Source organism: Cobetia sp. MC34 (assembly GCF_018340035.1).
GTDB lineage: Bacteria > Pseudomonadota > Gammaproteobacteria > Pseudomonadales > Halomonadaceae > Cobetia > Cobetia amphilecti.
On the sequence record NZ_JADPPY010000009.1, the window covers coordinates 50,107 to 77,021 of the forward strand.

24 protein-coding genes and 1 pseudogene are annotated in these 26,915 nt (G+C 62.3%); 16 read left to right on the forward strand and 9 right to left on the reverse strand.

Annotation, left to right across the window (positions count from 1 at the left end):
- Positions 1–67: 67 nt before the first annotated feature.
- From IZU87_RS17645 to IZU87_RS06965, 5 genes and pseudogenes are all read left to right on the forward strand, one after another.
- Positions 68–796: pseudogene (locus IZU87_RS17645) on the forward strand (glycine betaine ABC transporter substrate-binding protein).
- 180 nt (positions 797–976) lie between these two features.
- Positions 977–2,143, forward strand: a complete 1,167-nt coding sequence (locus IZU87_RS06950; RefSeq protein WP_213114100.1) for an L-dopachrome tautomerase-related protein — start codon at positions 977–979, stop codon at positions 2,141–2,143.
- A gap of 379 nt (positions 2,144–2,522) precedes the next feature.
- Entirely contained in the window at positions 2,523–3,536 is a 1,014-nt protein-coding gene (locus tag IZU87_RS06955) for a zinc-binding alcohol dehydrogenase family protein (protein WP_213114101.1), read from the forward strand.
- A gap of 350 nt (positions 3,537–3,886) precedes the next feature.
- On the forward strand, positions 3,887–4,426 hold the full coding sequence (locus IZU87_RS06960) for an RcnB family protein (protein WP_213114102.1): 540 nt from the start codon (positions 3,887–3,889) through the stop codon (positions 4,424–4,426).
- 40 nt (positions 4,427–4,466) lie between these two features.
- A complete protein-coding gene (locus IZU87_RS06965) occupies positions 4,467–5,045 on the forward strand; it encodes an RcnB family protein (RefSeq protein ID WP_213114103.1) in 579 nt (192 codons plus the stop codon).
- Between the two features lie 129 nt (positions 5,046–5,174).
- On the opposite strand, the gene IZU87_RS06970 is transcribed toward IZU87_RS06965, so the two are convergent.
- The 6 genes from IZU87_RS06970 to IZU87_RS06995 form a co-directional block, all read right to left on the reverse strand.
- Complete coding sequence (locus IZU87_RS06970; RefSeq protein WP_213114104.1) at positions 5,175–6,566, reverse strand: amidase family protein; 1,392 nt, start codon at positions 6,564–6,566, stop codon at positions 5,175–5,177.
- Complete coding sequence (locus IZU87_RS17650; protein ID WP_249330477.1) at positions 6,563–6,952, reverse strand: DUF2848 family protein; 390 nt, start codon at positions 6,950–6,952, stop codon at positions 6,563–6,565. Before IZU87_RS17650 ends, IZU87_RS06970 begins: the two co-directional genes overlap by 4 nt.
- The gene (locus tag IZU87_RS06980; protein ID WP_213114105.1) at positions 6,952–7,557 is read right to left on the reverse strand and encodes a TRAP transporter small permease subunit; all 606 of its coding nucleotides are present in this window, start codon (positions 7,555–7,557) and stop codon (positions 6,952–6,954) included. Before IZU87_RS06980 ends, IZU87_RS17650 begins: the two co-directional genes overlap by 1 nt.
- A gap of 164 nt (positions 7,558–7,721) precedes the next feature.
- On the reverse strand, positions 7,722–8,753 hold the full coding sequence (locus IZU87_RS06985) for a TRAP transporter substrate-binding protein (protein WP_213114106.1): 1,032 nt from the start codon (positions 8,751–8,753) through the stop codon (positions 7,722–7,724).
- A gap of 105 nt (positions 8,754–8,858) precedes the next feature.
- The gene (locus IZU87_RS06990; protein ID WP_213114107.1) at positions 8,859–9,701 is read right to left on the reverse strand and encodes a putative hydro-lyase; all 843 of its coding nucleotides are present in this window, start codon (positions 9,699–9,701) and stop codon (positions 8,859–8,861) included.
- Between the two features lie 133 nt (positions 9,702–9,834).
- Positions 9,835–10,737: a LysR family transcriptional regulator gene (locus IZU87_RS06995; protein WP_213114108.1), complete on the reverse strand. Its 903-nt coding sequence runs from the start codon at positions 10,735–10,737 to the stop codon at positions 9,835–9,837.
- 478 nt (positions 10,738–11,215) lie between these two features.
- Between IZU87_RS06995 and IZU87_RS07000 the strand changes: the two genes are divergently transcribed.
- The 7 genes from IZU87_RS07000 (at position 11,216) to IZU87_RS07030 (ending at position 17,296) form a co-directional block, all read left to right on the forward strand.
- Positions 11,216–12,145 (forward strand): LysR family transcriptional regulator, encoded by a 930-nt coding sequence (locus IZU87_RS07000; protein ID WP_213114109.1) that lies wholly within the window; start codon positions 11,216–11,218, stop codon positions 12,143–12,145.
- A gap of 93 nt (positions 12,146–12,238) precedes the next feature.
- Positions 12,239–12,625: an MBL fold metallo-hydrolase gene (locus IZU87_RS07005; protein WP_213114110.1), complete on the forward strand. Its 387-nt coding sequence runs from the start codon at positions 12,239–12,241 to the stop codon at positions 12,623–12,625.
- The gene (locus IZU87_RS07010; protein WP_213114111.1) at positions 12,510–13,115 is read left to right on the forward strand and encodes an MBL fold metallo-hydrolase; all 606 of its coding nucleotides are present in this window, start codon (positions 12,510–12,512) and stop codon (positions 13,113–13,115) included. The genes IZU87_RS07005 and IZU87_RS07010 overlap by 116 nt, the downstream gene beginning before the upstream one ends.
- Positions 13,116–13,457: 342 nt before the next feature.
- Positions 13,458–14,486: a TRAP transporter substrate-binding protein DctP gene (dctP, locus tag IZU87_RS07015; protein ID WP_054555987.1), complete on the forward strand. Its 1,029-nt coding sequence runs from the start codon at positions 13,458–13,460 to the stop codon at positions 14,484–14,486.
- A 201-nt stretch (positions 14,487–14,687) separates the two neighbouring features.
- Positions 14,688–15,254 carry a TRAP transporter small permease gene (locus IZU87_RS07020; RefSeq protein ID WP_213114112.1) on the forward strand — a complete coding sequence of 189 codons (567 nt, stop codon included), beginning with the start codon at positions 14,688–14,690 and terminating at the stop codon, positions 15,252–15,254.
- On the forward strand, positions 15,251–16,528 hold the full coding sequence (locus IZU87_RS07025; protein ID WP_153635620.1) for a TRAP transporter large permease: 1,278 nt from the start codon (positions 15,251–15,253) through the stop codon (positions 16,526–16,528). Before IZU87_RS07020 ends, IZU87_RS07025 begins: the two co-directional genes overlap by 4 nt.
- 6 nt (positions 16,529–16,534) lie before the next feature.
- Positions 16,535–17,296 carry a M15 family metallopeptidase gene (locus IZU87_RS07030; protein WP_153635621.1) on the forward strand — a complete coding sequence of 254 codons (762 nt, stop codon included), beginning with the start codon at positions 16,535–16,537 and terminating at the stop codon, positions 17,294–17,296.
- Positions 17,297–17,408: 112 nt separating this feature from the next.
- On the opposite strand, the gene IZU87_RS07035 is transcribed toward IZU87_RS07030, so the two are convergent.
- Together IZU87_RS07035 and IZU87_RS07040 are read right to left on the reverse strand one after the other, a co-directional pair.
- The gene (locus tag IZU87_RS07035; protein ID WP_213114113.1) at positions 17,409–18,686 is read right to left on the reverse strand and encodes a Zn-dependent hydrolase; all 1,278 of its coding nucleotides are present in this window, start codon (positions 18,684–18,686) and stop codon (positions 17,409–17,411) included.
- 117 nt (positions 18,687–18,803) lie between these two features.
- Positions 18,804–19,640 (reverse strand): FadR/GntR family transcriptional regulator, encoded by an 837-nt coding sequence (locus IZU87_RS07040; protein ID WP_153635623.1) that lies wholly within the window; start codon positions 19,638–19,640, stop codon positions 18,804–18,806.
- A gap of 230 nt (positions 19,641–19,870) precedes the next feature.
- On the opposite strand from IZU87_RS07040, the gene IZU87_RS07045 reads away from it, so the two are divergent.
- Positions 19,871–21,304, forward strand: coding sequence for an NAD(P)/FAD-dependent oxidoreductase (locus tag IZU87_RS07045; RefSeq protein WP_213114114.1), 1,434 nt, complete (start codon positions 19,871–19,873; stop codon positions 21,302–21,304).
- 180 nt (positions 21,305–21,484) lie between these two features.
- Here the strand turns inward: IZU87_RS07045 and IZU87_RS07050 are convergent, their stop codons facing one another.
- Positions 21,485–22,711: an alpha-hydroxy acid oxidase gene (locus IZU87_RS07050; protein ID WP_197738728.1), complete on the reverse strand. Its 1,227-nt coding sequence runs from the start codon at positions 22,709–22,711 to the stop codon at positions 21,485–21,487.
- A gap of 252 nt (positions 22,712–22,963) precedes the next feature.
- Between IZU87_RS07050 and IZU87_RS07055 the strand changes: the two genes are divergently transcribed.
- From IZU87_RS07055 to IZU87_RS07065, 3 genes are read left to right on the forward strand one after another with little or no spacing between them, the layout of a single operon-like run.
- The gene (locus tag IZU87_RS07055) at positions 22,964–24,829 is read left to right on the forward strand and encodes an aminoglycoside phosphotransferase family protein (RefSeq protein ID WP_213114115.1); all 1,866 of its coding nucleotides are present in this window, start codon (positions 22,964–22,966) and stop codon (positions 24,827–24,829) included.
- Positions 24,822–25,724: a GAK system ATP-grasp enzyme gene (locus tag IZU87_RS07060; RefSeq protein WP_153635627.1), complete on the forward strand. Its 903-nt coding sequence runs from the start codon at positions 24,822–24,824 to the stop codon at positions 25,722–25,724. The genes IZU87_RS07055 and IZU87_RS07060 overlap by 8 nt, the downstream gene beginning before the upstream one ends.
- Positions 25,721–26,914: an HprK-related kinase B gene (locus IZU87_RS07065; RefSeq protein WP_213114116.1), complete on the forward strand. Its 1,194-nt coding sequence runs from the start codon at positions 25,721–25,723 to the stop codon at positions 26,912–26,914. The genes IZU87_RS07060 and IZU87_RS07065 overlap by 4 nt, the downstream gene beginning before the upstream one ends.
- Position 26,915: the final 1 nt, after the last annotated feature.

Genomic DNA, 26,915 nt, shown 5'->3' on the forward strand with positions numbered 1-26,915 from the left:
GCTTACCACTGCGTCCATGTAGGCCTGCTCGCTTTCTTTATCCTTCAACAACCCACTCGAGGCAGTCATGACAGACCCCATCCGTATCGGCCATATCGCGTTGTCCTTCCATGAGGCCAGTGCTCGGGAAGTGGCGCGTGTTCTGGAGAGCCACGGTCATGAGGTGACCTTCGCCTCTGCTCCCCACGAAGAGGCCTTCGCGATGCTGGGGCGAGGGGAGGTCGACATTCTGGCCTCCGCCTGGTTGCCGTCGAGTCATGAGGCCTACCTGGCCCCCATGCTGGAGGACGTCGACAAGATCGCCGTCATCTATGAGCCGTATTGCATCTGGGGAGTGCCGGATTACGTGCCACAAAGTGCGGTGGCAAGCGTCACGGACCTGCTGCTCGAACCGGCGCTCAGCTAGATGGAGCTGATCATCCAGGGCATCAATCCGGGGGCCGGCATCAGTCGCTTCTCGGCCGAGATGATCAAGCAATATGGTCTGGACGCCGCCGGGTATGTCTTCCGCACCGGCAGCGAGGCGGACTGCTTCGATCGTTACGAAGCGGCGGTGGCGCAGGGACGTTGGGTCGTGGTGCCGCTGTGGCATCCGCAGTTCCTGCATCACCGCTACCGGATTCGCGCCCTCAAGGAGCCCAAGGGGCTTCTGGGCACCCAGGATGACGCCACGCTGGTGGTGCGCAAGGAGGCTCGCCTGCGCATCGGCGCCGCGGCCCTCAAGGACCTCTCTCAGCTCTACATCGGCAATCCTCGCTTGAGCGAACTGGAAGACGACCTGCGTCGCCGCGCCTGATGCGTCGCACCTGATTTATCGCATCTGATTTATCGCACCTGATTTATTGCACCTGAGTCTTCTCACCTGAATCTCGACTAACCCCGGGCGATGGCCACGTCACCGCCCAGTCTCTTCATCTCATCATCATCGACCCTGCCGGGCTTGCGCACAGCGCCAACCGGCGGGCAAGGAGCCCCCATGCCATTTTCTCGCCTCAAGACTGCCATTCTCATCGCCTCGCTGGGCGTTGCCACTGTCGCCGGCGCCGCGCAGGCGGCCGCTGACAGCTCGGCTGTTAACCCTCAGAATGCGAAAGCCGCCTCCCTGCGCGACGGCACGCTGACCACCGTCGCCGAATATTCGGACACCCGCCCCGGCAACATCACCTTCACGCCGGATGGCCGCTTGATCATGTCTCAGCAGCCACTCGATGCACCGGCGCTGCGCGTGGTCGAGATCACCCAGGACGGCAAGCGTGTGCCGTTCCCGAACCTGGACTGGGCCGATGGCCCGGAAAAGGGCGAGGTCGGCATCGCCTCGATCATCGGCGTGCACTCCGACAGTCAGGGCGTGGTGTGGATGCTCGACATGGGCAGTCAGGACAGTGCGCCCAAGCTGGTGGGCTGGGATACCCGCAGTGATTCGCTCAAGAAGGTGATTTCGCTTGCCGGTGACAGCGTGCTGCCGATCTCCTTCCTGCAGGATTTCGTCATCGATGAGCAGCGCGGCAAGATCTATATCGCTGACATGACCTTTACCGCGCCGGCCTCCAGCATGAAACCGGCTTTCGTGGTGGTGGATATCGCCAGCGGCAAGACGCGTCGTGTGCTGCAGAGCGATGAAAGGCTGATGCCGGTGGAACACGACATGGTCATCAATGGCCATCTGATGGCGGCCAAGGGCGACAAGAATGGTGAGCCGAAGCCCTGGTACCTGGGCTTGAACGCCATCGCCTTCGAGCCGGCGGATGACGTCGTCTATTTCGGTGGCGTGAACGGCAGCGAGATCTATCGCCTGCCGGCGGCTGAGCTGGCCGATGACACTGCCACGGCGGCGGAACTGGCTCGCGCCATCACCCCTTACGCCCCCAAGCGCCCCAATGATGGCTTCATCTTCGATGGCCGCCGCGGCGGCATCATCGCCGGTGACGCAGAGCACAATGCACTGACCTTCTTATCGCCGGAGGGCATGTCGGTGATCGCTCAGGATGACGAGCGTCTGCGCTGGCCGGATGGCTTCGCCTTAGCGCCGGATGGCAGTCTCTACCTCACCACCAACCAGCTGAACACCCATCCGGCACTCAATCAGGGCGTGGATGGCAGTGACAGGCATTACTACCTGCTCAAGCTGACACCCGCCAACTGACCCATGCTCCCTTGCTCCCTTGCTCCCTTGGGCTTTGGTCCTTGGGCTTTGGTCCTTGGGCAACTCATTGCCCTAGCGCCCTGGGTACCTCGCTAGCCTTTGATCTGCGCAGGACGTGTCTCACGAGCGTCCTGCGTTGTCGTATTTGTGCCTGGCGACGATGACCAGTCGGGGCAGCTCGCGTCTGAAGCTGATCACCCGCCGGCGCCTCCTTGCACGCAACACGCAAATTCGTCATGCATTATCCGGTTTATCCGAATTAATCTTGCGGGCTAGGGCTGTTTTTACGCCAAGTCAAGAGAGTTAACATGCTGTCATCGCATCACGGCAAGGCCATTCAGCGCTGCCGTGACTGACATGATCCTCAGGAGAGACTCTGATGAAAGCCATTGGTTACTACGCTGCCGGTTCCGTTGATCGTGACGACGCCCTGGTCGATATCGAACTCGAGACACCGGTCGCCACCGGTCACGACCTGCTGGTCAAGATTGCTGCGGTCTCGGTGAATCCGATAGATTACAAGATTCGTGAGAGCCGCGAGCCGGCCGCCGGCGAAGCTGCCGTCATCGGCTGGGACGCCGTGGGCGAAGTCGTCGCCATCGGTGACAAGGTCACTGCCTTCGCCCCGGGCGACAAGGTTTGGTATGCCGGAGATCTTACCCGCGCCGGCACCAACAGCGAATTCCACCTGGTGGATGAGCGCATCGTCGGCCATGCGCCCAGATCCGTGGCGGCCCATGAAGCGGCTGCACTGCCGCTGACCACGCTGACCGGCTTCGAGATGCTGTTCGATCGTCTGCGTGTCACCGAGCCGGTGCCGGGTGCTGCACGTGCCATCCTGATCATCGGCGGGGCCGGTGGCGTGGGCTCCATCACCATCCAGCTGCTGCGTGAGCTGACCGACCTGACCATCATCGCCACGGCGTCACGCCCGCAGACCCGTGAGTGGGTGAAGTCACTGGGCGCGCATCACGTCATCGACCACAGCCAGCCGCTGCCGGCACAGATCGAGGCATTGGGCATCGGTGCACCGGCCTTCGTATTCTCGACCAACTTCTCCGAGCACTACGCGCCGCAGGTCGCCGAATTGATCGCGCCGCAGGGCCGTTTCGGCATGATCGATGACCCGGAGACCCTCGATGTGGTGCCGTTCAAGCCCAAGGCCGTGTCCATCCATTGGGAGCTGATGTTCACTCGCTCATTGTTCACCACCGCCGATATCACGCGTCAGGGCGAGATCCTCACCAAGGTGGCGGGTCTGCTGGACACTGGCAGAATCACCTCCACCGCGACGGAAACCTTCGGCACCATCAACGCCGAGAACCTCAAGCGCGCGCATGCCTTGCTGGAAAGCGGCAAGGCCAGGGGCAAGATCGTCCTCGAAGGCTTCTGATCGAAGCCACTGTTGAGGCGGTGATGTGGGAGTGCGGCCGGTTACCCGGTCGCACTTTTTTGTGTGATCAAGGGCGGCCAGGGTTCTGTCATGAGCGGCAGGCAGTCTGCTACCGAGTGTTCTCCGATCTTCTACCATCTTGGCCAGATGAGCGGTATCTGGCGTCAAGTGCTTGTCATTGAAGCGAAAGTCTCTAAACGTGAGGCGTATCCGACCGCAAATTGCGTTACTGACACGTTATGCTGGTAGCGTGAATGGCGATCAACCCGTCTCGCTGCTTGGTGGCAATCATCGTTGTCTGAACCAGACTCGGCACGCCAGAGGCATCCAGCCTGATGAGGAGGCAAGACATGAATAAAGGGGCTTTGCGAGGGCTGACTCTGGCGTTGGCTGTGTTGGGCGCTTCAGGGGTACAGGCCGCGGAAGACGGCAAGGACAGCGACGATCATCTCAAGAAGAAGCATGAAGCACTGGAAGGGCAGGCCAAGGCTCAGCGTGTCCAGGCCGAGCAGATGCGTGACCTCAAGCAGATCCAGAAACAGCAACAGGCTCAGGAAGCTCAGGAGCAGCAGGAGGCTCAGGAGAAGAGCCAGCAGCAGGGCGGACAGGAAGCTCTGGAGACTGAGAAGCAGCAGGGGGCTCAGGAGAAGCACAAGGGGCCACAGGCAGAAAGGTCCGACGCCAGCTCGGCGGAGCGTGGGCCTCTGCTCAGACGGGGCGACCAGCTGCCTGATGCAATGGCCTCCGATGAGAGTCTGCGGGTGAAGGACTGGCAGCAATCCCGACTGCCCGAACCTGGCGAAGGGCAGCGCTGGATCCAGCTCAAGAGCGGTTATGTGTTGACGGATATCCAAAGTGGCGTCATCGAAGAGATTCTTCTGGGGCCGTGACGCTGTGACTCTGGCCCGATGCCTACGCGCGAGGCCGAAGATGTCGCTTTCTGCCAACATCGGCAGCCTTTCTTGCGACATGCGCGGGCATATCGTCAGAAAAAGTGAAGAGGACGCGTGGGGCTTGCAGTTTTCCCTTGCAGCCCACAGAATTATGGAACAGTGTTTTGTAATTCTTGACACCCCCCCGTGTCCCGGCATGACAAGGAGAACGAACATGCGACACCGTACTCTGACAGCCCTCGGCATGGTCATTGCGCTGATGAGCGCTTCCGTGGTTCAGGCGGCACCTGACGATCGTGGTAATCGTGGACACGATCAGCAACACCAGCAACAGCGAAAGCAGCCGCAAGGCAATCAGCAAGGACAGAAGCAACACGCCAAACAAGGGCATGGTCAGTCCCAAGCTGCACGCCATTCCAGTGGCCCCAAGAACTGGAAACGCGGTGACCACGTCTCGCGCGCTTACTACAATGACAAGCGCTACTGGGTCAGCGACTGGAAGGCCCATCACCTGTCCCGGCCGCCGGAAGGGCACCGCTGGTTGAAGGTGGATGGCCGCTACGTTCTGACAGCGGTCGCGACCGGCGTGATTACCTCGATCATTCTCGACCACTGATCCAATACAGTACGATTCGCTGGCATATCCAGCAGAAGAGACAAGAAGGGCCTCCCGCAGGGAGGCCCTTCTGCGTATTGCCAACAGCCGTTCATCCTCTGCGCGCTGTTGCAATGATCCAGCACGTCACTATCGCGCTAGCAGCGCCTCCAATGTCTCGGCGACGCGCAGCAGCGCCACATCCTGGCCCTGAGGGCGTGACAACATCAGGCCCAGCGGTTCTTCGTTCTGTGGTGCTGGCGCCGGAATCGAGATCGAGCTGGCATCCAGGTAGTTGAAGACGCTGGTGTTGCGCAGCGCGCGCTTGTTGAGCTGGGCGAAGAGCGCGCCATCCTGCTCCAGCAGGTCACGACGCGGGGCACGCATGGCAACGGTCGGCATCAGCACCGCATCGACATCCTGTACCTGCTGAGCGAAGCGTTGCTGGATGGCGGTACGCGGCCACAGGCGCGCCAAATATTCGCTGGCCGTGATGTCGCGCCCGCCGTTCAGGCGTTCGGCGATCAGCGGATCATACTGGGCTTCATGGGCAGCCAGCAGTTCGTGGTGCACGGCGGCCGCTTCCGGAATGACCAGCCCGCCGCGCTGATTGATGGTGTAAGCGGCCTCGATGGCCTCGACCGGCGCACGCTGGAGGCGAACCCCCATCCCCTCGAGCTGTTCCAGCAGGGCGGCGAAGTCGGCGGCCACATCGGCGTCCACTTCACTGACCAGCTCGCTCTCCGGCACCAGCAGCGTCAGCGGGCGAGTGAGCGGCGTCGCGTCAGCGACCTCACCGCTCAGGACTTCCCACAGCGTGCGACAGCAGGCGACGTTGGGCGCGATGGGGCCGATGCAGTCCAGGCTCGGTGACAGCGGGAAGGCGCCATCTCCCGGCACGCTGGCCTGTGACGGCTTGAAGCCTGTGAGGCCACAGAAGGCCGCCGGAATCCGCAGCGAGCCGCCGGTATCGCTACCCAGGGTCGCCGCGGCCAGCCCGAAGGCGACGGAGGCGGCACCGCCGGAAGTCGAGCCGCCGGTGATGCGCTCGGCATCGAAGGGGTTGGGCGGCGTGCCGACGTGGGGGTTGAGGCCCAGACCAGAAAACGCGAATTCGCTCATGCTGGTGCGACCGGCATGCAGGATGCCGGCGGCTTTCAGGCGGCTCAGTGCCACAGCGTCCTGATCGGCTGGTTGATTTTCGGCCAGTGCCCGCGAGCCTGCCAGCGTCGTCATGCCGGTCTCGTCGAAGAGGTCCTTGATCGAGACCGGAACCCCTCCCAGCGGCAACGACGTCGCAGTCGCCTTGAGTTGCTGCTGAGCGGTGGCCAGCATGCTCATGGCCGCATCATCGCGGCTGATGATACTGTGGCTTGCACTCTCACCTAGGGCCTGATGGCGCTCGGCAAGCACCGTGGCAGTCTGCTCGGGGCCGAAACTACCTGTCTGATAGGTCTCCAGCAACTGCGTCAGCGTGCGCTGGCGGGGCGGGCGTGCCCAGAATTCACGTGCCTGTTCAAGACGCTTGCTCTCATCACTCATGCCACCACCTCAAGTTCTTCCACCTCATAACGGTGCTCGATGCGACGACCGGTCTGCGGGTCGATCAGACGCATGGTAAAGCTCGGGCTGGGGCGGATGCCACCGATCGCCGGTACGGTGCCGCACAGCAGCACGCTGTCGGGGGCCAGGCTGCCGTCCTTGGCGATGCCGGCGCGCACGATGATCTCGCCCATCAGCACGAACAGCGGAATCGCGATCAGCAGGAAGGAGTCCGCGGCAGACCACAGGTTCTGGCCCAGCGCCTTGGTCAGCGGGAAGAAGGAGTAGAACTGGTCGATCCCGAAGGCGAGCAGGAAGAGGGTGACCGCAACGGGAATGCCGGCCAGCAGCAGGGTGAGGATACCCACCGAAAGAAAGCCCAACATCAGCGAGTCTCCTTGGTCGTGGAGGCAGCCTGGGCTAGAGCCCCTTCGCTTTCTCCGTGATCGGGGCCGGCCAGCGTCTCGAGCGTGGTGGTGTCACGCAGACAGGCGGCAACGAGAACGCGCAGTCCCAGCACGCTGGTGGTGATCGCGAACCAGGCATAGCCGGACAGCCACAGCAGCTGCGGAATCCACAGCGGTGTGGCCAGCGGGGTATTGGCAGTGGAGCCGTTGCTCAACGACTTGCCGAGCACCGGCCAGGCATTGATCAGAATCACCCAGGCCACCAGGTTCAGTGCCAGCAGCGCGAGGATATCCAGGGTATGGCGCGAGAAGGCCGGCAGCTTGCCGTGCACGACATCGATGCGGATGTGGGCGCGCTCCATCAGGGTGTGGGAAAGGCCCCACGCCGAGAGCATCGCCAGCACATACCCAGCATATTCGTGCACGCCGGGCAGCGGATGATTGAACAGTTGGCGCATCAGGATCTCGGCGCCGATGAAGACCACGACGGCCAGCAGCAACAGCCCCATCAGGCGTGCGGCGTGGCGTGATATCGCGCGTGTCAGCGACACGAGGACATCGAGTGCGTGAAGGAAGGAGTTCATGAGTCGGGTCCTGCTGGGGGCTGAACGAGGATGATCCGTGCCAATGAGGCGAGGTCCGGGGCGTTCAGCGCCGTGTCTCTGGGGAGCATGTCTGCCGTATCCGGGCAGGGCGGGGCTATCAGCCCCTGCCCACGAGCGAATTTACGCGTGCAGGGGCCGGTGGATCACTCCGCGGTGGCGGTCAGGCCGACGACCTTGCCGACACTCTCGTTCCAGGTCTTGCGCGTCTCGGCGTCGACACGCGCCGCCCAGGCAGGCAGGACGGTGTCTTCGAGCGCCGCACGAGCACGCTTGGCATCGTCATCGCTGAAGTCGACCAGCGTCATGTCGGCACTCTTGCCCAGCGGGCAATCGCCTTCGCCGGTCAGGCAGGCCACGCCACGGGCGGTCTCGCCACGCGCGTTTTCCCACACCGGTGCGGTGAACTCGCTATCCACCTGCTGCTGGATCAGGGTCTGGGTCTCGGCGCCCAGGCCCTGCCACTTGTCCTGATTGATGGCGGTGATCACGTAATCCCAACCCCCCAGTGGCAGCGGCATCAGGTGGCTGGACACTTCATGCCAGCCGGCGCTGTAGCCAGAGAGTGAACCGGTGACGGCGCAGTCGATGACGCCACGCTCCAGGGAGCCGGGCACCTCGTTGAAGGCGATGTTGAGGCTCTGTGCCCCCAACGCCTCGATGAACCCTCCGGTGGAGCGGCCGCTGGCACGTACCTTCTTGTCCTGCAGGTCATCGAGCCCTTCGATCGGCGTATTGCAGAACAGCACCTGAGCCGGATACGGCACGATGGCCAGCACGTGGCTGTTGAAGCGCTTGTTCATGGTGGACTCCGCCAGAGGGCGGAAGGCCTCGGCGACCTGCTGTGCTTCCTCGGCAGTGGGGGCCATCATCGGCAGATCCAGCCCTTCCAGTTCCGGCGCATCGGACACGGTGTAGTCGGCCACGGTCATGCCGACATCGAAGACTCCATCGCCCAGATAGCGATAGACGTCAGAGCCGGGGATACCCATCTGATCGAAGGTGGTCACCTGGGTGCTGAGATCGCCATTGCTGGCGCCCGGGAGGGTTTCGCTCCAGAAGGGCTTCTCGAACTGACGGTTGAGCTCCAGGCTGCTCCAGCTGCCTACCACGTTGAGGGTGTCGGCAGCATTGGCGCTACCGGCGGCGAGTGCGAGACCAAGGGCGGAGAGGGCCAAAACGTGTCTTCATGAGAGTCACCATTGTTGTTGTGCATCTGGTGTTATCGAAAGAATCTGACGGTCTTGTCTGTTGCGGAGCAGGTCCGTGGCTCCCACAAGCGGTCATCCGTATTTGAGGCGATGATTGGGGATGTCGGTAATCAGCATGTGGCCCGGGCTATGCGCGATCGCAAGCGGCAGTCGGGCATTTCCCAGCGCCAGTTGCGGTGTGACGCCACAGGCCCAGAACACCGGCAGGTCACCTGTCTCAAGCGTAGGCGCATCGCCGAAGTCGGGGCTTTCGATATCGGAAATACCGATCAAGGCGGGGTCGCCCAGATGGACGGGCGCACCGTGAACTCGAGGCATGTCGGTGGTGATCTGGATCGCGCGAATGGCGTGTGCCGCCGACATCGGGCGCAGGGACACCACCAGGTTGCCATGGAAGCGACCGGCACTGATCAGCGGGATATTGGTGCGATACATCGGCACGTTGCGCTTCAGGCGCGCATGGCGAACCTCGACACCCTCGTTGAGCAGCGCCTCTTCGAACGAGAACGAGCAGCCGATGGAAAACGCCACGAAATCGCTCTGCCACAGGGCGGCGATATCCTCGCGCGTTTCCTCAAGCTTGCCGTGACGGTAGATGTGATAGGCCGGCAGATCATGGCGCAGGTCGATGTTCTCACCTAGCCCTGTCGGGGCGGGAGAACCGACGGCCGTGACATCCAGCAACGGGCAGGCCTTGGGATTGGCCTGGCAGAATTGCAGAAATTCGCCGGCAGCCTCGGCTGGCAGGATGATCAGGTTGGTCTGGGCGTAGCCGGCAGCGATACCGCTGGTGTGGCTGGCCCAATGACCGCTGCGGATCTGCTCGCGTGCCTCGCGGGGGGACGACGCGGCACTGAGAAGTGTCTGGGCATCGTAGGGGCTTCTTGTGAAGTTGTTGTTGTCTGTCTTCACCATAAGAAGCGCATTCGGATAAATCCAATCGATTTTTATCGAGTCAACACATCGGAAATTCCTTTCTTGTGGCGCGATTCAGCAGAGACATTCTGGTCGAAAGGGACGCTATGCAGGATATGAAAGCCCGAGAAGATCAGGCGATTCGTGAATGCGCCTCCTGATCCTGGCGGGCGATCTCGATGGCAAGTTCACACACGCCTTCGGCGAGGGCGCTTTCCATATGGGTCGGCCAGGAGGCGGTGAAGGTCAGTTCGGGGAGGTCGCAAGGCAGACTGAGCAGGGTGCCCTGGCGGATTTCCTCGGCGACGATGCGAGGCGGGATGGCGCCGACGCCCAGGCCATCCAGCGTCATGCGCACGATGGTCCACAAGGAACTTGAGCAATGCAGCTTCACGTCATCCAGCCCCATCTGATGGAGCATGGAGCCAAGTTCATGGTGAGGCCGGCTGTTGCGGGCAAACGAGATCAGCGGCAGGTGATTCAGGCGCCGCAACGAGAAGTTGTCTTCTGTGAAGCCCAGCGCGGGACTGATCACGAAGCCCATGGTGTAGTTGCAGAGAAAACGATTGAGCACGCTCTCTGCCGTCACCGGCCCCATCAGAAAGGCGAGGTCGATATCGCCGGCGGTAAGCATGGCGGCAAGTCCCGGGGAGCTGTCGACCTCGAGTTCCAGCGTGAGGTCCGGATAGCGGCGCGCCAGTTCGGCCAGAAAACCGGGCAGCCAGCTATGCGCGACGGTCTCGACGACGCCCAGTCGCAGCACGCCCTGGAAGGGCGTATTCAACTCCATCATGGATAGCGCTTTCTGGCGCGCTTCCAGCAGTGCCTCGGCGTGGCGATAGAATTCGCGCCCCTTGAGCGTCGGCTGTACCGGTCGGCGAGTGCGCTCCAGCAGGCGGGTCTCCAGCGTGGTTTCCAGCTTGTTGATGCGTTCGGAAATCGAGGGCTGGGTCAGATGCAGGTGCTGGGCGGCCAGTCGGAACGACCCCAGGCGCGTGATCCACACGAAGGCTTCCACTTCCTTGAAATCGAACATGGCCAGATCCTGTCGTGATTGATGCCGCAAGCTTGAGGCTCACATTACCACTCGTTGAGAAATTGCGTTCTCGATGGCGTACATTCCGGTACGATATGGAGCATCGAGAAATGCGTATTTTCATGAAAAGGAATGATGATGAAGTCTAGCGTGCGAGTTGTCAGCCTGGTGATGCTGAGTGCCCTTTTCGTGGCAGGGTGCAGTTATACACCGGCGCGGATCGATGCCGAGCCAATCATCGAGATCGGTGATGGACACCATGACCACAAGCGTGGAGGCGGTGACTTCTGCCCGCCAGGGCAGGCCAAGAAAGGTAACTGCTGATCACGTCGAACCAGAAGGAGCCGCTCATGCGGCTCCTTTTTCGTTGTCGATCGCTACCTGATATGGGCCTCTGGAGTCGTTTGATCTGCAAGGATATCCTGAGTGATCCGAGTCTTGCCTCTTCCTCCACTGCTGCTGGCGGGTACCGTATTCCATGCTCAATCCCAAGGCGCTGACAGCGCTGAATGAAATCATCCGCCGGGGCTCACTGCGCCGAGCGGCGCGGCATTTGAATCTCGACCCTTCCGCGGTGAGCCGCCAGATCAAGCAGCTGGAAGAAGAGGTGGGTGTCGCGCTGTGCGAGCGCAGCGAGACGGGCATGCGCGCCACCCAGGCAGGGGTGTTGCTGCTGGATCATTTCCATCGTCAGCAGGCGGCAGAGGCCGCTGCACTCTCGCAGCTGAGTGCCCTGCAGGGGCTGCGTAGCGGTGAGGTGCGAATCGCGGTGGGCGAGGGCTTCATCGCCGATCTGATCTCGTTGCCTCTGCAGAGCTTCATGGCGCGTCATCCGGGTATCGAGGTGGTAGTGCGCATGGCGGGGGTGAATGAGGCGACCGAGCTGCTGCGCGACTTCGAGGTGGATATCGCGCTGCTCTACGCCCCGCCCGTCGATCCGATTCTCTGCTGTCATGTGGAGACCTGCCAGCCGCTTGATCTGATTGTGCCGACGGAGCATCCGCTACTCGAGATCGCAGAGCCGTTGACGCTTTCGCATGTGGCGCAGTGGCCGCTGGCACTGATCGATGAATGTACCGGCATGCGTCAGATGGTCAATCAGGCGGCGCAGCAGGAGCGGGTCTCGCTGCGCGCGCAGTTGCGCACCAATTCCGTGTCGGTGCTCAAGAATTTCGTGCGTTCGGGGATCGGCGTGACCTTCATGCCGGAGTTGAGCGTGGTGGAGGAGCTGTGGCGCGGTGATATCTGCCTGCTGCCGATGCAGCACCCCGCGCTGGCGACGACCCGTGCGCAGATGTGTACGCGGCGTGGGCGCGAGATGACCGTCGCCGTCGAGGCCTGCGTCACCCATCTTCAGCAGGGCCTGCGATTCTTTACCGCGGATGCACCACGTCTGCTTGGCATGTGATGTCCGCTGCATCCAGTGCTTGCGCATCCTCGTATTTGGGCAGGGCAGGGTGACAACTCATGACAACCATTCCTGATGCGAGGACTTCCTCCGATGCTGAGCTCCCTCAAGAAAGCACTGGCGCTGGCAGCGCTTCCTTTCAGTCTGCAGGCCCAGGCCTATCAGATAGAACCCCTCGGAGAGGGGCTCTATCGCTTCATCGATGATCGCCACCGCTCCGTGTTCATGATCACTGATCAGGGCGCGCTGGTGACGGACCCGATGAATCACGCTGCGGCGAGCTGGTTGAACAACGAGATCAAGGAACGCTTCGACACTCCGGTTCGCTATGTGGTGTATAGCCACAACCACAGTGATCACATCTATGGCGGCGAGGTCTTCGATACCCCCGGAGACCACCTTCATCGCGCACCGGCTGGCAGCTCAGGATATCGCCAAGACCAAGGCGCAGACCGTACAGCCGGATCTGGTCTTCGATGATGAAATGACCTTGCGGCTGGGCGGCAAGGAAGTCCAGCTGCGTTATCACGGCCCGAATGATGGGCGCGGTTCGATCAGCATGTACTTCCAGGATCATGCCACGATGTTCGTGGTGGACTGGATCGTCATCGGGCGTATGCCGTGGCAGAAACTCTGGAGTTACGATATCCAGGGCATGATCAACTCGACGCGTGAAGTGCTGGAATACGACTTCGATACCTTCGTTGGCGGGCATGCCGAGGTGGGTGACCACGCGGATGTCGAACGCTATCTGGCGTATCTTGAATCGCTGTATTCCCAGGTGACGGACGGCATTCTCGCCGGCAAGTCACTGGAGCAGATTCAGCAGGAGGTCGATCTCTCCGAGTACAGTGATCTGGCTCAGTATGAGGAGTGGGTCGGCCTCAATATCGAGGGCGTGCATGAGCGCCTGATGGAAGAGTCCGGCATGGGCTGGCGCAGTGATCTCAAGGAAGAGCATACCCACTGACGATGTAGCGCCGCGTTCAGCACTGCTTCATTCAGCACTGCTTCGTTCAGAACTGCTTCATTCAGTACAGCCTCGCCGTGTCGTTGAAATGGCCCCGAAAGCTCCGGTTTTCGGGGCCATTGGCGTCTGTGGGAACGTCAAGGTAGAGTTGTGCCGGTCCGGCCCGGTGGGTGTGGACGAAAAAACAACACTCAGGCGATTGATTAGTCTACAGCGGCAACGCTACTTTCGAGGTGTGAAGGCCAAGTCCCTCACCTTGACTGGCCGCAGGGCCACACTGACAGAGGCGGCGTCACTCCCGCCGCATACAACGAATATTTACAACAACAAAAGGGAATCCACATGTCCTTGTCCAAGACATCTCTGCTGCGCAAGACGCTCACCGGTTCCACTCTGGCGCTCAGCTTGCTGGCGGCCAGCGTTCAGGCCCAGACCATCAATCTCAGCTACAACGGTGCACCGGATGCCGACAAGAATGCGGTGCATGTCTTTGCCAGCAATCTGAAGACCCTGGTGGAAGAGAAGACCGACGGCGAGCTGGAGCTCAAGCTCTATCCCAACAGCATGCTGGGCGAGGAGCAGGAGCGCATGGAGCAGGTGATCAGCGCCCCGAACCTGAATATCGCCTCCTTCGCGGGCATGGCCCCCATCGTGCCGGAAGTCTATGTCAGCGCGACGCCGTTCATGTTCGACGGCTTTGATGAGGCGCGCCGTTTCTTCGATGAGGGGCAGTACTGGCAGCAGGTGCAGCAACTGTTCAGCGAGCGCACCAATGGCGCCGAGATTCTGGCCGTCGTGGAGGAAGGGGGCTTTCTGGCCTTCACCAACGACAAGCGCCCGATCACCAGCCCTGATGATTTCGAAGGCCTGCGTTTTCGCGCGATGGACCCAAGCCAGGTAGCGCTCTACGAGGCCTTCGGCGCCTCGGGGACGCCGATTCCGTGGACGGAGGTCTACATGGCGCTGCGCACGGGGGTGGCGGATGGTCAGATGAACCCGCCGATGTACATCCTGCTGGGCAGTCTGCAGGAAGTGCAGAAGTACCTGACACTGGCCAACATCCAGTATTCCGATCAGTTCCTAGTCGCCAATGGTCAGCTGCTCGAGAGTCTGTCGGACGAGGAGCGCACGGCACTTCTCGAGGCGGTTCAGGAAGCCAATGCCCAGGCACGCCAGGACAACCAGAGCCAGGTCGAGTCACGTATCGCCTCGCTGGAAGAGCAGGGCATGCAAGTGATCCGTCCCAGTGAAGCTGATCTAGAGGCATTTCGCAGCAAGGGCCAGCCGGCCTACCTCGAGTGGCTCAAGAGCCAGGACATCGCGCCAGAGCTGATTGATACCGCCATGAAGGATGCCGGCCTGTCCTCGTGATGGCTTGATGCGATGACCTGTCGCGATGGCCTTTCGAGATGACCAGTCGCGATGACCTGACACGCTGACTCGGTGAAAGGCGAGTGACGCTCAAGCATCAGCGAGCATCCCGCTGCGGTACCCGGTGCCCGGGCAATGACAGTCCGGGCATCGAGGCTCTGAATTTCCCTCCTTGCTGGTGGATTGCGGTAAATGACTTCCATGACTCCTTCACGACAGTCTTCCCTGCGGGAAGGCCTGCTGCTTGCCTGTGGCCGCGTGACACTGGCGATAGCGGCAGTATTGCTGGCTTCCACGGTGCTGATCATGCTTTACGGCGTGGTGATGCGCTATGTACTGGGCGGCGCGCCCATCTGGGTCGATGAGCTGACCCGCTATCTCATCATCGCCAGTGTCATGCTGGCGATCGGCGTCGTCTGGGCAGAAGGGGCGCACATGCGCGTGGCGCTGCTGGAACGGCGTCTGCCTCCGCGCATGGCCACGGCGCTGATCCATTACCAGTGGTGGCTGACGCTCGTTCTGATGGCGGGCGCGACCTGGATGACCTGGCACTACGCCATGTCGGCAAGCATGTTCCGCACCATGGGGTTGGGCGTCAGCCGCAGCGTGCCGATGCTGTCGATGCCGATCGGCTTCGCGCTGATCACGGTGCAGGTCCTGCTGCATGGCCCACGGCCGCTGACATCCCCGACGCTTGAGATCGCGCCGGACGAGGAGGTCGACGAGTCTGCGACACACGATGACAGGACAGGAGGGCCACGCTCATGATCTGGGCAATGTTGGCCATCTTCGTCGTGCACGTGCTGCTGGGCCTGCCGCTGTTTCTCTCCCTGCTCGTCACCGCCGTGACCGGCTTTCTGTTCGTCGATATTTCGATGCTGGAGCGCCTCGGGCCACAGCAGTTCTTCGGTGGCATCAATGCCTTCTCGTTGATGGCGATTCCGCTGTTCATTCTCGCCGGCAACCTGATGAACATCAGTGGCCTGACCGAACGCCTCATGCGCCTGGCACGCCTGATGGTCGGACATCTGCGCGGTGGCATGGGTCATGTCAACGTCGTTTCCAGCGTGTTCTTCGCTGGCGTCAATGGCTCGGCGGTCGCCGATACCTCCGCACTGGGCTCGCTGCTGGTGCCGGCCATGCGCAAGGAGGGCTATTCGACTTCCTTTGCCGCAGGTCTGACGGCGGGCAGCTCGTTGATCGGGCCGATCATCCCACCCAGCATCTTCATGATCCTCTACGCCTCGCTGACCAATACCTCCGTGGGCAGCCTGTTCCTCGCCGGTGTCGTACCCGGTCTGGTGCTGGCGGTGGCATTCATGGCGATGAATGCCTGGTATGCCCGGCGTCATGGTCTGCAGGCGCGCGGTCAGGCACCGGCACGTCGCGAAGTGATCGCGGCGGTCATCGGGGCACTGCCTGCGCTGGTGGCACCGGTAATCATCGTCTCCGGTATCGTGCTGGGCATCGTGACCCCGACCGAATCCGGCGCCTTGATCGTGGCCTATGTCCTGCTCTGCGGCTTGTGCCAGGGGCCGCTCAAGCTTGTCGATGTGTGGGGTGCCATCAAGGACACGGCGCGCCTGACCAGCGCCATCTTCGTGATCATGGCGGTGTCGTCCATCGTCAGCTGGCTGCTGTCCTATGCCCAGGTGCCCAATCAGTTCGTGGCATTGCTGACACCCTATATCGACAGCCCGATCCTGATCCTGCTGCTGCTCAGCGCCATCACCTTCGTCACCGGCATGTTCATGGAGGAAGTCTCGGCCTTGATGCTGCTGACGCCGATCTTCGTGCCCGTGGCCATGGCCGCCGGCATCGACCCCGTGCACCTGGGGGTCATCATCACGCTCAATATCACCATCGCGCTGATCACGCCGCCGATGGGCGCCTGCGTGTTCGTGGCCGCCGCGGTCAGCAAGCTCGAGATCACCTCGCTGTTTCGCACCATCTGGCCGTTCGTGCTGTTGGCGGTCGCGGTGCTGCTGATGCTGATCATCTTCCCGCCTCTTACCCTGTGGTTGCCGACCCTGTCTGGATAACAACTCATGACGTCAACATTGAATCGCCCAATTCCCCCCATCCCGAGTCATGACGAGCCGGACTGGACGCAGGTCACCCGAATTCCCGTCAAGGGTTGTGACAGTACTCTGGTGCCGACCAGCCTCGGGCCGTCATGTCTGAAGGTCTATCCTGCCTACGCGCGCCTCGGTATCCCCGGGGCGGTCAATGAATGTCTCGTGCGGCGCGCGGTGTATCAGCGCCTGTTGCAGGCCGCGCGCGCCTTGCCGCAAGGGCTGTCGTTGGTGGTGATGGATGGCTGGCGACCCTGGCGGGTGCAGCAGTATCTGTTCGAGACGCTATATCAGTCGCTCAAGACGCATGACCCCGAGCTTGATGAGGAGCAGCTGCTGGCGCGTACGCGCGAATTCGTCTCGCTGCCCAGCCGTGACCCGGACGCGCCGAGTCCGCATCTCACCGGTGGCGCCGTCGATGTCACCCTGTGTGACGCCGACGGCTTGCTGCTCGAGATGGGGACGCTGTTCGACGAGGCGACACCCGAGTCCCACGCCGATCATTTCGAGCGCCATCCGCCTGCCGGCGATACGCCCCAGGCCGAGGCACGCGACAACCGGCGTCTGCTCTATCACGTCATGACCGAGGCCGGGTTCACCAATCTGCCCAGCGAATGGTGGCACTTCGATTTCGGTGATCAGCTCTGGGCCTGGTACCGCGGCGAACCCGAGGCGCTGTTCGGGCCGGCGGAGATGGACAGCATCGAGAGTCTCTGGAAGCGGTCTCTGCAATAGCGGCTCATGGCGGGTCGCACGGATTGGCTATGCACAGCGCCAGACACAAGACGCCCCGCTCGATGACCTATCGAGCGGGGCGTCTTGTCATCTGTGGGAGGGAAATTTCTCCTCAGCTGACGATCTCGGCCTGATCGAGCATCGCATGGAAGAGCACGTTGCAGCCGGCGTGCAGGTCCTTGGGCGCGGCGTTCTCGATCTCGTTGTGGCTGATGCCGCCTTCGCAGGGGACGAAGATCATGCCGGCGGGAGCGATACGGCCCATGAAGATGGCGTCGTGGCCGGCGCCGCTGACGATGTCGAGATGCGAGTAGCCGAGCTGGCTGGCGGCGTTGCGCACCGCGTTCACGCAGTTGTCGGCGAAGTGTTCCGGCACGAAGTCGGCGGTGGGGGTGAGCTCGTAGGTCAGACGATGCCGCTGACTGACGGCTTCGACGACTTCTTTCAGCTCCGCGACCATTGCGGTGAGGGAGTCGGGTTCCAGCGAGCGCAGGTCGATGGTCATGTTGACCTGCCCGGGGATGACGTTGCGCGAGCCCGGGTGGACCTGCATCACACCCACGGTACCGCGACCGTGCGGCGCGTGATCGATGGCGATGCGATTGACGGCGACGGTGATCTCGGCCGCGCCAAGCATGGCGTCCTGGCGCAGTGACATGGGCGTGGGGCCCGCGTGCGCCTCCTGACCGGTCAGGGTCAGATCGAACCAGCGCTGGCCCAGCGCGCCCATCACCACGCCGATGGTGGTCTCTTCATCTTCCAGAATCGGGCCCTGCTCGATGTGGCTCTCGAAGAAGGCGCGTACGTTCTCGCGGGGGATCTCATCACTGCCGCGATAGCCGATGGAATCCAGTGCCTCACCGGCGGTCACGCCGTCGCTGTCCTTCTGGGCGAGCATCTCATGCAGTGACAACTGGCCGGTATGCACGCCGGACCCCATCATGCAGGGCGCGAAGCGACAGCCTTCTTCATTGGTCCAGACCACCACTTCCACCGGGCAGCGGGTCTTGATGTCGTGCTGGTTGAGGCTGCGCAGGACCTCAAGCCCGGCCATCACCCCGAAGCAGCCATCGAACTTGCCGCCGGTCGGCTGGGTGTCGATGTGGCTGCCGGTCATCACCGCCGGCGCGTCCGGGTCGGTGCCGGCGCGACGCGCGAAGATGTTGCCGATGGCATCGATACGGATCGTGCAGCCCTCGGCCTTGCACCATTGAATGAAGAGGTCGCGTGCCTGGCGGTCCAGCTCGGTCAGCGCCTGGCGGTTGACGCCGCCCTTGGGCGTGGCGCCCAGCTCAGCCAGGGTCATCAGTGATTGCCACAGGCGATCGCTGTCGGTACGCAGCTCGCTCAGGGTATTCGCGGGCGATGTGTCCATCTGGGCAGTGGTCATCGGCTTCATCCTCTCTTGGATATTGTTGTTGTGCTTCCGGTCTCGGTTCCGCTCTTGTTTCGGCTCCGCTCTCGGTCCTGCTCTTGTTTCGGTCCAGGCTTCGGCTGCGGCTTCGGGTCAGGTTCTGCTGTCGGCCATCAGTTGCGCGGGGGTGACGAGCAACTGGTCGGCCATTTCCACCTCGAGTGCCGTCATGTGGTGCTCGGCATCCTGCATGTGTTCTGTCATGAGCTGTCTGACCTGCTCATGGTCCTCGTGGCGAAACGCCGTGATCAGGCCCGAGTGGTAATGCTGATTGGCCTGATCGAACTGCTTGCGCTCCGGCAGGTAGGCCTTCTTGATGACGACCAGCTCATGCAGCATGTCGTTGAGGAACTGGCACATGAAGCTGAGCAGCGGGTTGGGGCAGGCGCGGGCCAGTACCTGGTGGAATTCGATTTCCAGGAAGCGCTGGCGCCGCTGGTCCTCTTCCTGTGGCTGGTGGCAACTGCAGTCATGGACATTGTTTTCGAGCGCCACCAGGTCCTCTTCGCTGAGCAGGCCCACCACCGAGACCGCCATCTCGACTTCCAGCAGTCGGCGTAACTGATAGACCTGGGCACCATTGAGCGTCTTGAAATGCAGGAAGCTCCTCAGCATGCGGCTGGCCGGCTCCATGCTCGGCGCATTGAGCACGGCGCCGCCATTGGGCCCCGTCTTCAGGGTGATCAAGCCCTCGACCTCGAGAATCTTGAGGGCTTCGCGCAGCGTGCCCTTGGCGCAGCCGTACTGGGCCATCAGCGCCTTCTCGTTGGGCAGCCGGTCGCCTTCGCTCAACCCATCGCGCACGATGCTGCGCCTCAGATCATCACTGATCAGCTCGGCCAGCTTCTGCCGCTTGGGCAGGTGGGCGCCGGAGGCGTTGGCACTGGTGCTGGCGCGTGAAGTGTCCAGGGGGGAAGGCGATGTCGGCATGCGATGTCCTGAGCGGCAGCGAGTCAGTTATATTTATTCGTATAAATAAGCTTTAGTCGCGGACTCGAGCGCTGTCAAACCCCAAGGTGGCCTCAAGCGTTGCGCAGGCGATTACGCCGATGATGCGTCGCATCAAAGGCAGCGCATTGGCGAAGTCATGCGTGTCAGTCTTGAAAAGCATCTGGTCTGACATAAGGTTTCCATATTCGACCCCGCTAAAGGAGGCCCCTATGGAAACGCATGATCCTCAGCGAACGCGCGACGCCGATATCGTCATCGTCGGTGGCGGTGCCGGCGGACTGGAGCTGGCGGTTCGCCTTGCCAAGGCAGGCCACAAGGACATCTTGCTGATAGACCGTGACACCAGTCACGTTTGGAAGCCACGACTGCATGAGATCGCGGCGGGCCTCGGGCGGCGTCAGGTCGATGAGCTGGGGTATGCCGGTCTGGCCGAGCAGTGGGGGTTCCGCTATGAGTGCGGCACACTCGCGAGCGTGGAGCCTGAACAGCGCCAGATCACCCTGGCCGCGATCCCGGGCAGGGAAGATCACGCGAGCGCCGAGGTGCCGGCGCGCGTCAGGGGCTATCGTCAGCTGGTGCTGGCCCTGGGCGGTGTGACGCCGGACATGGGGGTCGAGGGTGTGCTGGAGCATGCCTGCCTGCTGGATTCCCCTGACGACGCCGAGCGCATCGCCCAGCAGTTCTCGCGTGGCCTGCTGGCCAACCATGTGGCGATGGAAACAGCACCTACAGGCGATGCTGGCGTGTCAGCCACCCAGGGCGGCGCTCAGGTTGGCGCTGAGGGAAGCACGCAAGATAGTGCCAAGGAGTCCCCGGGGCGGCCGTATCAGGTGGTGATCGTCGGCTCCGGTGCCACCGGTGTCGAACTGGCCGCCTACCTGCATGAGGCGCGTGGCATGCATGACGCCCCTGCACCCAAGGGCGCGAAGGTCGAGATCACGATTCTCGAGGCCACCGAGACCTTCATGCCCGGTGTCACACAGGAACTGCGCGAGTCGATCCATCAGCGACTCGAGGAGCAGGGCATCAAGATCGAACTGTCTCGTCAGGTCGCCAAGGTGTCCTCCGGCAGTGTCGAGATCAGTGAAGGCGATGAGTCGGTGACGCGGGACGCGGATCTGGTGGTCTGGGCGGCAGGGCGTGTCGGGCCTGCCATCGTCGAGGAAATCGATGCCCTGGAAAGCAACAAGAAGCGTCAATTCACGGTGACCCCCGGGCTTCAATGTCTCGGCCACGACAGCATCTTCGCGCTGGGCGATTGTGCCAACATCGATGAGGCACCGCTGCCGCCCACCGCTCAGGTGGCCAGCGAGCAGGCCGAGTTTCTCGCCGATGAACTGCCGCGTCGCCAGCAGGGTGAGCCGGCTCAGGCCTTCGAGTTCAAGGACCGCGGTACCTTGCTGTCACTCTCCAGCGCCGGCAGCGTCGGTGAGCTCAGCGGCAAGTTGAGTGACAAGCTTGGCAATGCCCAAGGCAGCAAGGGCAATGATGATCTGCAGGTGAGAGGACGCTTTGCGCGCGCCGCCTATCAAGGGCTGCAGCGCCAGCACCAGTTCCTGCTGCTGGGGCCGTTGAAGGGCTCCGCCGAGGTGGTCAGTGACGTACTACGCCGAAGTATGGGGCCGCGTCTCAAGGTGCACTGAGTCTTGAGCGGATCTTGAGTGTGCCTTGAGCGGGTCTTGAGTGACTCTTGAGTGAGCCTTAAGAGATTCGCCGCCCAGTGATGACAGGCCGACATGTGCCGTGGTGGATTCCACTGGTGCATGTCGGCCTTGTGCTTTTCAGGGCGTCATTGCTCCGCCGTCGTGTTCAGGAGGTCGTGTTCAGGAGGTCGTGCCCAGCGGGTCATGAGGCACCCTGCGGCGTGATTCTCGCGCTGCTTCGGCTCCACTCTGCGAGCTGGCCAGTGGATAGGTGCCGGGCCTGAGAATTCGCGTGTCCACGTCGTGGATATCACGTAGTCCGCACAGGGCCAGCGTGGTGTCGAGTTCCTTGTGTATGATCTCCAGGGACTTGGTCACGCCTTTTTCGCCCATGGCGCCGAGACCATAGAGGAAGGCGCGCCCCAGATAGACGCCCTGGGCACCCATCGCCACCGCCTTGAGCACATCCTGTCCGGAGCGGATGCCGCCGTCCATGTGGACCTCTGTCCTGTCGCCGACTGCCGCGAGAATGTCCGGTAGGGCGGAGATGGAGGAGGCGGCACCATCCAGCTGACGTCCGCCGTGATTGGAGACGATCACCGCATCGGCGCCCGCCTGCACGGCCAACTCGGCATCTTCCGGCTCCATGATGCCCTTGATGATCAGCTTGCCGCCCCAGCGGTCCTTGATCCACTTGATGTCGTCCCAGCTCAGGCTGGGATCGAATTGGCTGGCGGTCCATTTCGAGAGGGAGCTAAGGTTACCAGCATCCTTCACATGTCCGGCGATATTGCCGAAGGTATGGCGCTTCGTCTTGAGCATGCCGGCACACCAGCGCCACTTGGTGGCCAGATCGAGCACGGTCGCCACGGTGGGGCGAGGGGGCACGCTAAGGCCATTGATCAGGTCCTTGTGGCGCTGGCCGATGATCTGCAGGTCAGCGGTGAGTACCAGCGCGGAACACTCCGCTGCCTTGGCGCGATCGATCAGCCGCCCGATATAATCCTTGTCACGCATCACGTAAAGCTGGAACCAGAAGGGCCGTGAGCTGACGGACGCGACGTCCTCGATGGAGCAGATGCTCATGGTCGAGAGCGTGAAGGGAATACCGAAGTCACTCGCTGCGCGCGCGGCCAGCATCTCGCCATCGGCATGCTGCATGCCGGTCAGGCCAGTCGGCGCGATCGCCACCGGCATGGCCACCTCCTCGCCGAGCATCTTCGTGCGCAGAGTGCGATTGTCCATGTCGACCATCACCCGTTGGCGCAGTCCGATCGCGGCGAAGTCGGCCTCGTTGGCCCGATAGGTGGACTCCGTCCACGAGCCGGAATCGGCATAGTCGTAGAACATCTTCGGCACGCGGCGTTTCGCCAGGCGTTGCAGATCATTGATGCAGGTAATGGTCATTCCGAACTCCATCTGTGGTGAGTAGCGCGAGGCTGATTTGGTCCCTTGCGCTACTGTCGCCGAATCCGGTCTTGCCCAGCTATAAGCGATACGTCTAGTGGGAAGCGTCTGGAGGGTGGAATTCATTGAAGGAGAATGTTTCTGGTCGGTCGTGAGCGAAATAGATGATTGATCCAGCGTGTGTCGCTGATTGTCATCTTTGCTTGGAATACTGGGATATTGGGATGATTCCCCAGTGGATGGAGAGATGGCATGGATCAGGCCTGGCCTGAAAGCACGCGCGACAACCTTCGATTTCTGTGTTCGGAAGTGGATAGCCAATATGGCTGGCTGCAGGCGTTCGTGTCCGCGCCGACGGCGGCCATGGCGCGCAAGCTGCTGGAGCGCCAGGGGTACGCCGAGAACCTCTGCCAGCGTATCGAACAGGCATGCCCTGAAGCCCGAAACCACAAGCGCTCGCACGCGCGGGCCCGCTTCCATCAGAGCCTGGTCGAGGTCGCCAGTGGTCTGGCACGGCTCAGTGAGCTGGCGCGCAGTTGTCTGGAGCAGCTGATTCGCGTCGATGATGTCCAGCTGGTCGATGATGTCGTGCTGGTCAAGTCGCTGCGCCGTGTGCGTCGCGGCATTCTGCGCAGCGAGATGTCTCTGGAGAACGGCTCCCTGTCCCTGGCCCTGAAGCTCGCGCGCAGTCGCGAGAAGCTGAAGCGGGACAGTGAAGGTCGCATCCGGGCACTCACCGGCCAGCTCAAGAAGAAGCGCGCTCCCGCCGAAGACCTGACACATCTGCTGTTCGTGGCTCGGGAAATCAGCCAGATGGGCGAGGTGCTGGGGCAGCTGGGTGAGGCGATCATCTCGGCAACCCTCGGTCAGTCACTCAACTTCGAGCGCTATGCCTCGCTGACCCACCTGGTCAATGAACTCGGTGATGGCAGTCAGACGGCGGGCGAGATGCGCGTCGACACTTTGGCCGAGACACGTTCCGGCAGCCGGATCTCGGGGATTGCTAGCGAGAAGCCCAATGAGAGGGCTGTCGAGAAGGTCAGTGACAAGGGCAATGACAAGGGCAGGCCGGCCAACGACAAGCAAAAGGGCAGCAAGGCTGGCGAGTCAGGGGGCAGCAAGCAAAAGGGCAGCAAGTCAAAGGACCGCAAGACTGACGCGAGCGAGTCAAAGGGCAGCAAATCCAAGGACCGCAAATCCAAGGACCGCAAGCCAACCGGCGATCTGCCGCTGACCTCACCGGAGTATCTGGCCATCTTCAAGGATGGCCTGGGGCGCAAGGTCGAGGAGGAGCGTCAGGGCGTCGAGCGCTGGCACGACATCTATCCCGGCATCGCCCCCCGCATCCTCTCGCATCATCAGCAGGGCGACAGCGCGGCACTCTTGATCGAGCACCTGCCGGGCATGACCCTCGAGCATCTGTTGATCAACGAATCGTCACGCCTCAATCGTACCGCCCAGCAGGCGCTGGTCGAGACGCTACACTCGGTGTGGGCCACCACCCGCCGCGACAAGCCGGTCACTGCAGGGCACATGCGCCAGCTACTCAAGCGGCTGAGTGATGTCTATCAGATCCATCCGGAATTTCGCCACTGCGGTGCCTCGCTGTGTGGGCGCGAGATGCCCTCGCTGGAAGCGTTGATCGAGCAGGCCGCAGGTCTGGAACGTTCGCTCGAGGCTCCCTTCGCCGTCTATATCCACGGCGACTTCAATGTCGACAACATCCTCTTCGATCCGGCGAAGCAGAGCATCCGCTTCATCGATCTTCACCGCTCGGCCTATCAGGACTATGTGCAGGACGTGTCCGTGCACATGGTGTCCCATTACCGTCTGCAATTGACGGATGCGGCGCTGCGGGCCCGTATTCTGGCGCTGGCCCTGAGTTTCGGTCAGCAGATGCGTCGCTTTGCCCATGAGCAGGGCGATACCACCTTTGAATGGCGTCTGGCACTTGGCCTGGCGCGCTCCTTTGCCACCTCGACACGTTTCATCCTCGATGCCGGGCTGGCAGGGCGCATGTTCAACCGCGCACGCTTTATACTCGAGCATGTGCTTGGCGCCGACCCTGAACGGCCGGCCGATTACCGTATTCCCCTGGAGGAGTTGTTCGTTGACTGATTTCAAGATTGGCGTCGTGGGTATTCCCGGCAAGTGGTCGACCGAAGTGCTGGCGGATGCCATCGAAGCACGGACGGGCTTTCGTCTCGTGATCGACATGGCGGCCGTCTCGCTGAATCTGACCCGCAACTGCCTCGAATTCCGTGACTCTGCCGGGGTGCGTCATGACCTGACCGAGCTGGATGCCCTGATCGTCAAGAAGATCAGCGCGGAATATTCCCCGGGCAGCCTGGACCGCCTGGAGCTGTTGCGTGTCGCCGAAGCCAGGGGCGTGCGCGTCTTCAGCAGCGCGGAGAGCATGATTCGCCTGATCGACCGCCTGAGCTGCACCGTCACGCTGGCCAATGCCGATATCCCGATGCCTGCCACGCTGGTCACCGAAGACGTGACGGCGGCCTGCGAGGCCGTCAAGCGCTTCAAGGCCGCCGTCTTCAAGCCGCTTTTCTCCACCAAGGCACGGGGCATGTGCATCATCGAGAACACCGGCGATGATGCCGCGCTGGAAGCTGCCGTGCGTGAGTTCGTCGCCGAGCACCCGATGATGTATCTGCAGCAGCGCCTTGACCTGCCGGGGCAGGATTACGGCATGGTCTTCGTCGGTGGCCGTTATCTGTGCAGCTACGCCCGCGTCAGTGGGGGCGATGCCTGGAATACCACCATCCATGCCGGTGGCAAGTACGCGCCCTTCGAGCCCTCTGAGGAGCTGATCGCGCTGGCGCAGCGTGCCCAGGCACCGTTCAAGCTCGACTTCACCACCGTCGATGTCGCGCTGACCGACGATGGCCCGATCATCTTCGAGGTCTCGGCCTTCGGTGGCTTCCGCGGGGCGCTGGAAGGTGCCGGTGTCGATGCGGCAGCCGCCTATCTCGATCACGTGATGGAGTGTCTGGCATGAACGCGACGACCTGTGACAGCCCGGCCAGCCTTGCCACGCTGCCCTTTGCAGAGTGGACGGCCGCCGCCTGCTTCACGGCGCTGACGCCGTCGCGCCAGTGCCTGAGCGAGGCGCTGTTGTTCGAGGTGGATGACTTCCGCCTGTGCGTGATGACGGACATGCCGCGGCTGCTGCAACGTCTGGCGACATATTTCCGCCATTGCGCGCGCCTCGTGGCGCTCGACACTGTGCCGGGGGGAGCCAGGCTCGTGCATGTGCTCGAGGCGCCGGCCCTCAAGGACACGCCAGCGGCAGCAAGGCTCGGCATCGTGCCCGAGGCCTTCGTCGATTGGATGCCGGAGCCCGGCAAGACACGCCGCAAGGACGCCATCATCGACCTGGCCGACGGGCGCCTGATCCACAAGGTGCGCACGGGCATGGCCTTTCTGCGCAGCAACGACCACAACCTGGCGTTCGGGCCCTGTGAAGACAATGAAAGCCAGGTGATCAACTTCCTGCTCAATCTGCACATGTCGCATCTGCAGCAGAATGACGGCTTGATCTGTCACGCCTCGGCGCTGTCGAAGGGCGATCGCGCGGTGGCCATCGCTGCCTTCTCGGGCGGCGGCAAGTCCACCACCATGGTGAAGGCGCTCGACAATCCCGAGTTCGACTTCATCAGCAATGACCGGCTGTTCCTGGACCGGCCGGGGCGGGAGGGAACGCTGCGTGCCCGCGGCGTCGCCAAGTTGCCACGCATCAATCCCGGTACCATGCTCCACAATCCGCGTCTGCGCCCGCTGCTGGATCCCGCGCGTATCGCAGGCTATGAAGCGATGCCGCAAGAAGCGCTATGGGATCTCGAAGAGAAGCACGATCTGATCATCGAGGACGTCTACGGCCCCGGGCGTATCCGCGCCAGCGGCGAGCTTGCGGCCATGGTGATACTCAACTGGACGCGTGGCAGCGAGGCGCCGCTAGAGGTGCGCGAGATCGAGGTCAGCCGCAGCGAAGCGCTGATACGCGCGGTGATGAAGACACCGGGGCCCTTCCACCAGCAGCGGGATGGCCGTTTCGTGCCCAATGGCGCAAGCCTTGATCCCGCGCCGTATCTGGAGCGCCTGGCGGCAACCCGCGTGCTTGAGGTGACCGGGCGCGTGGACTTCGCCGCGCTGGTCGAGAACCACCTGACCCCCTTGCTGGAGGCTTGAA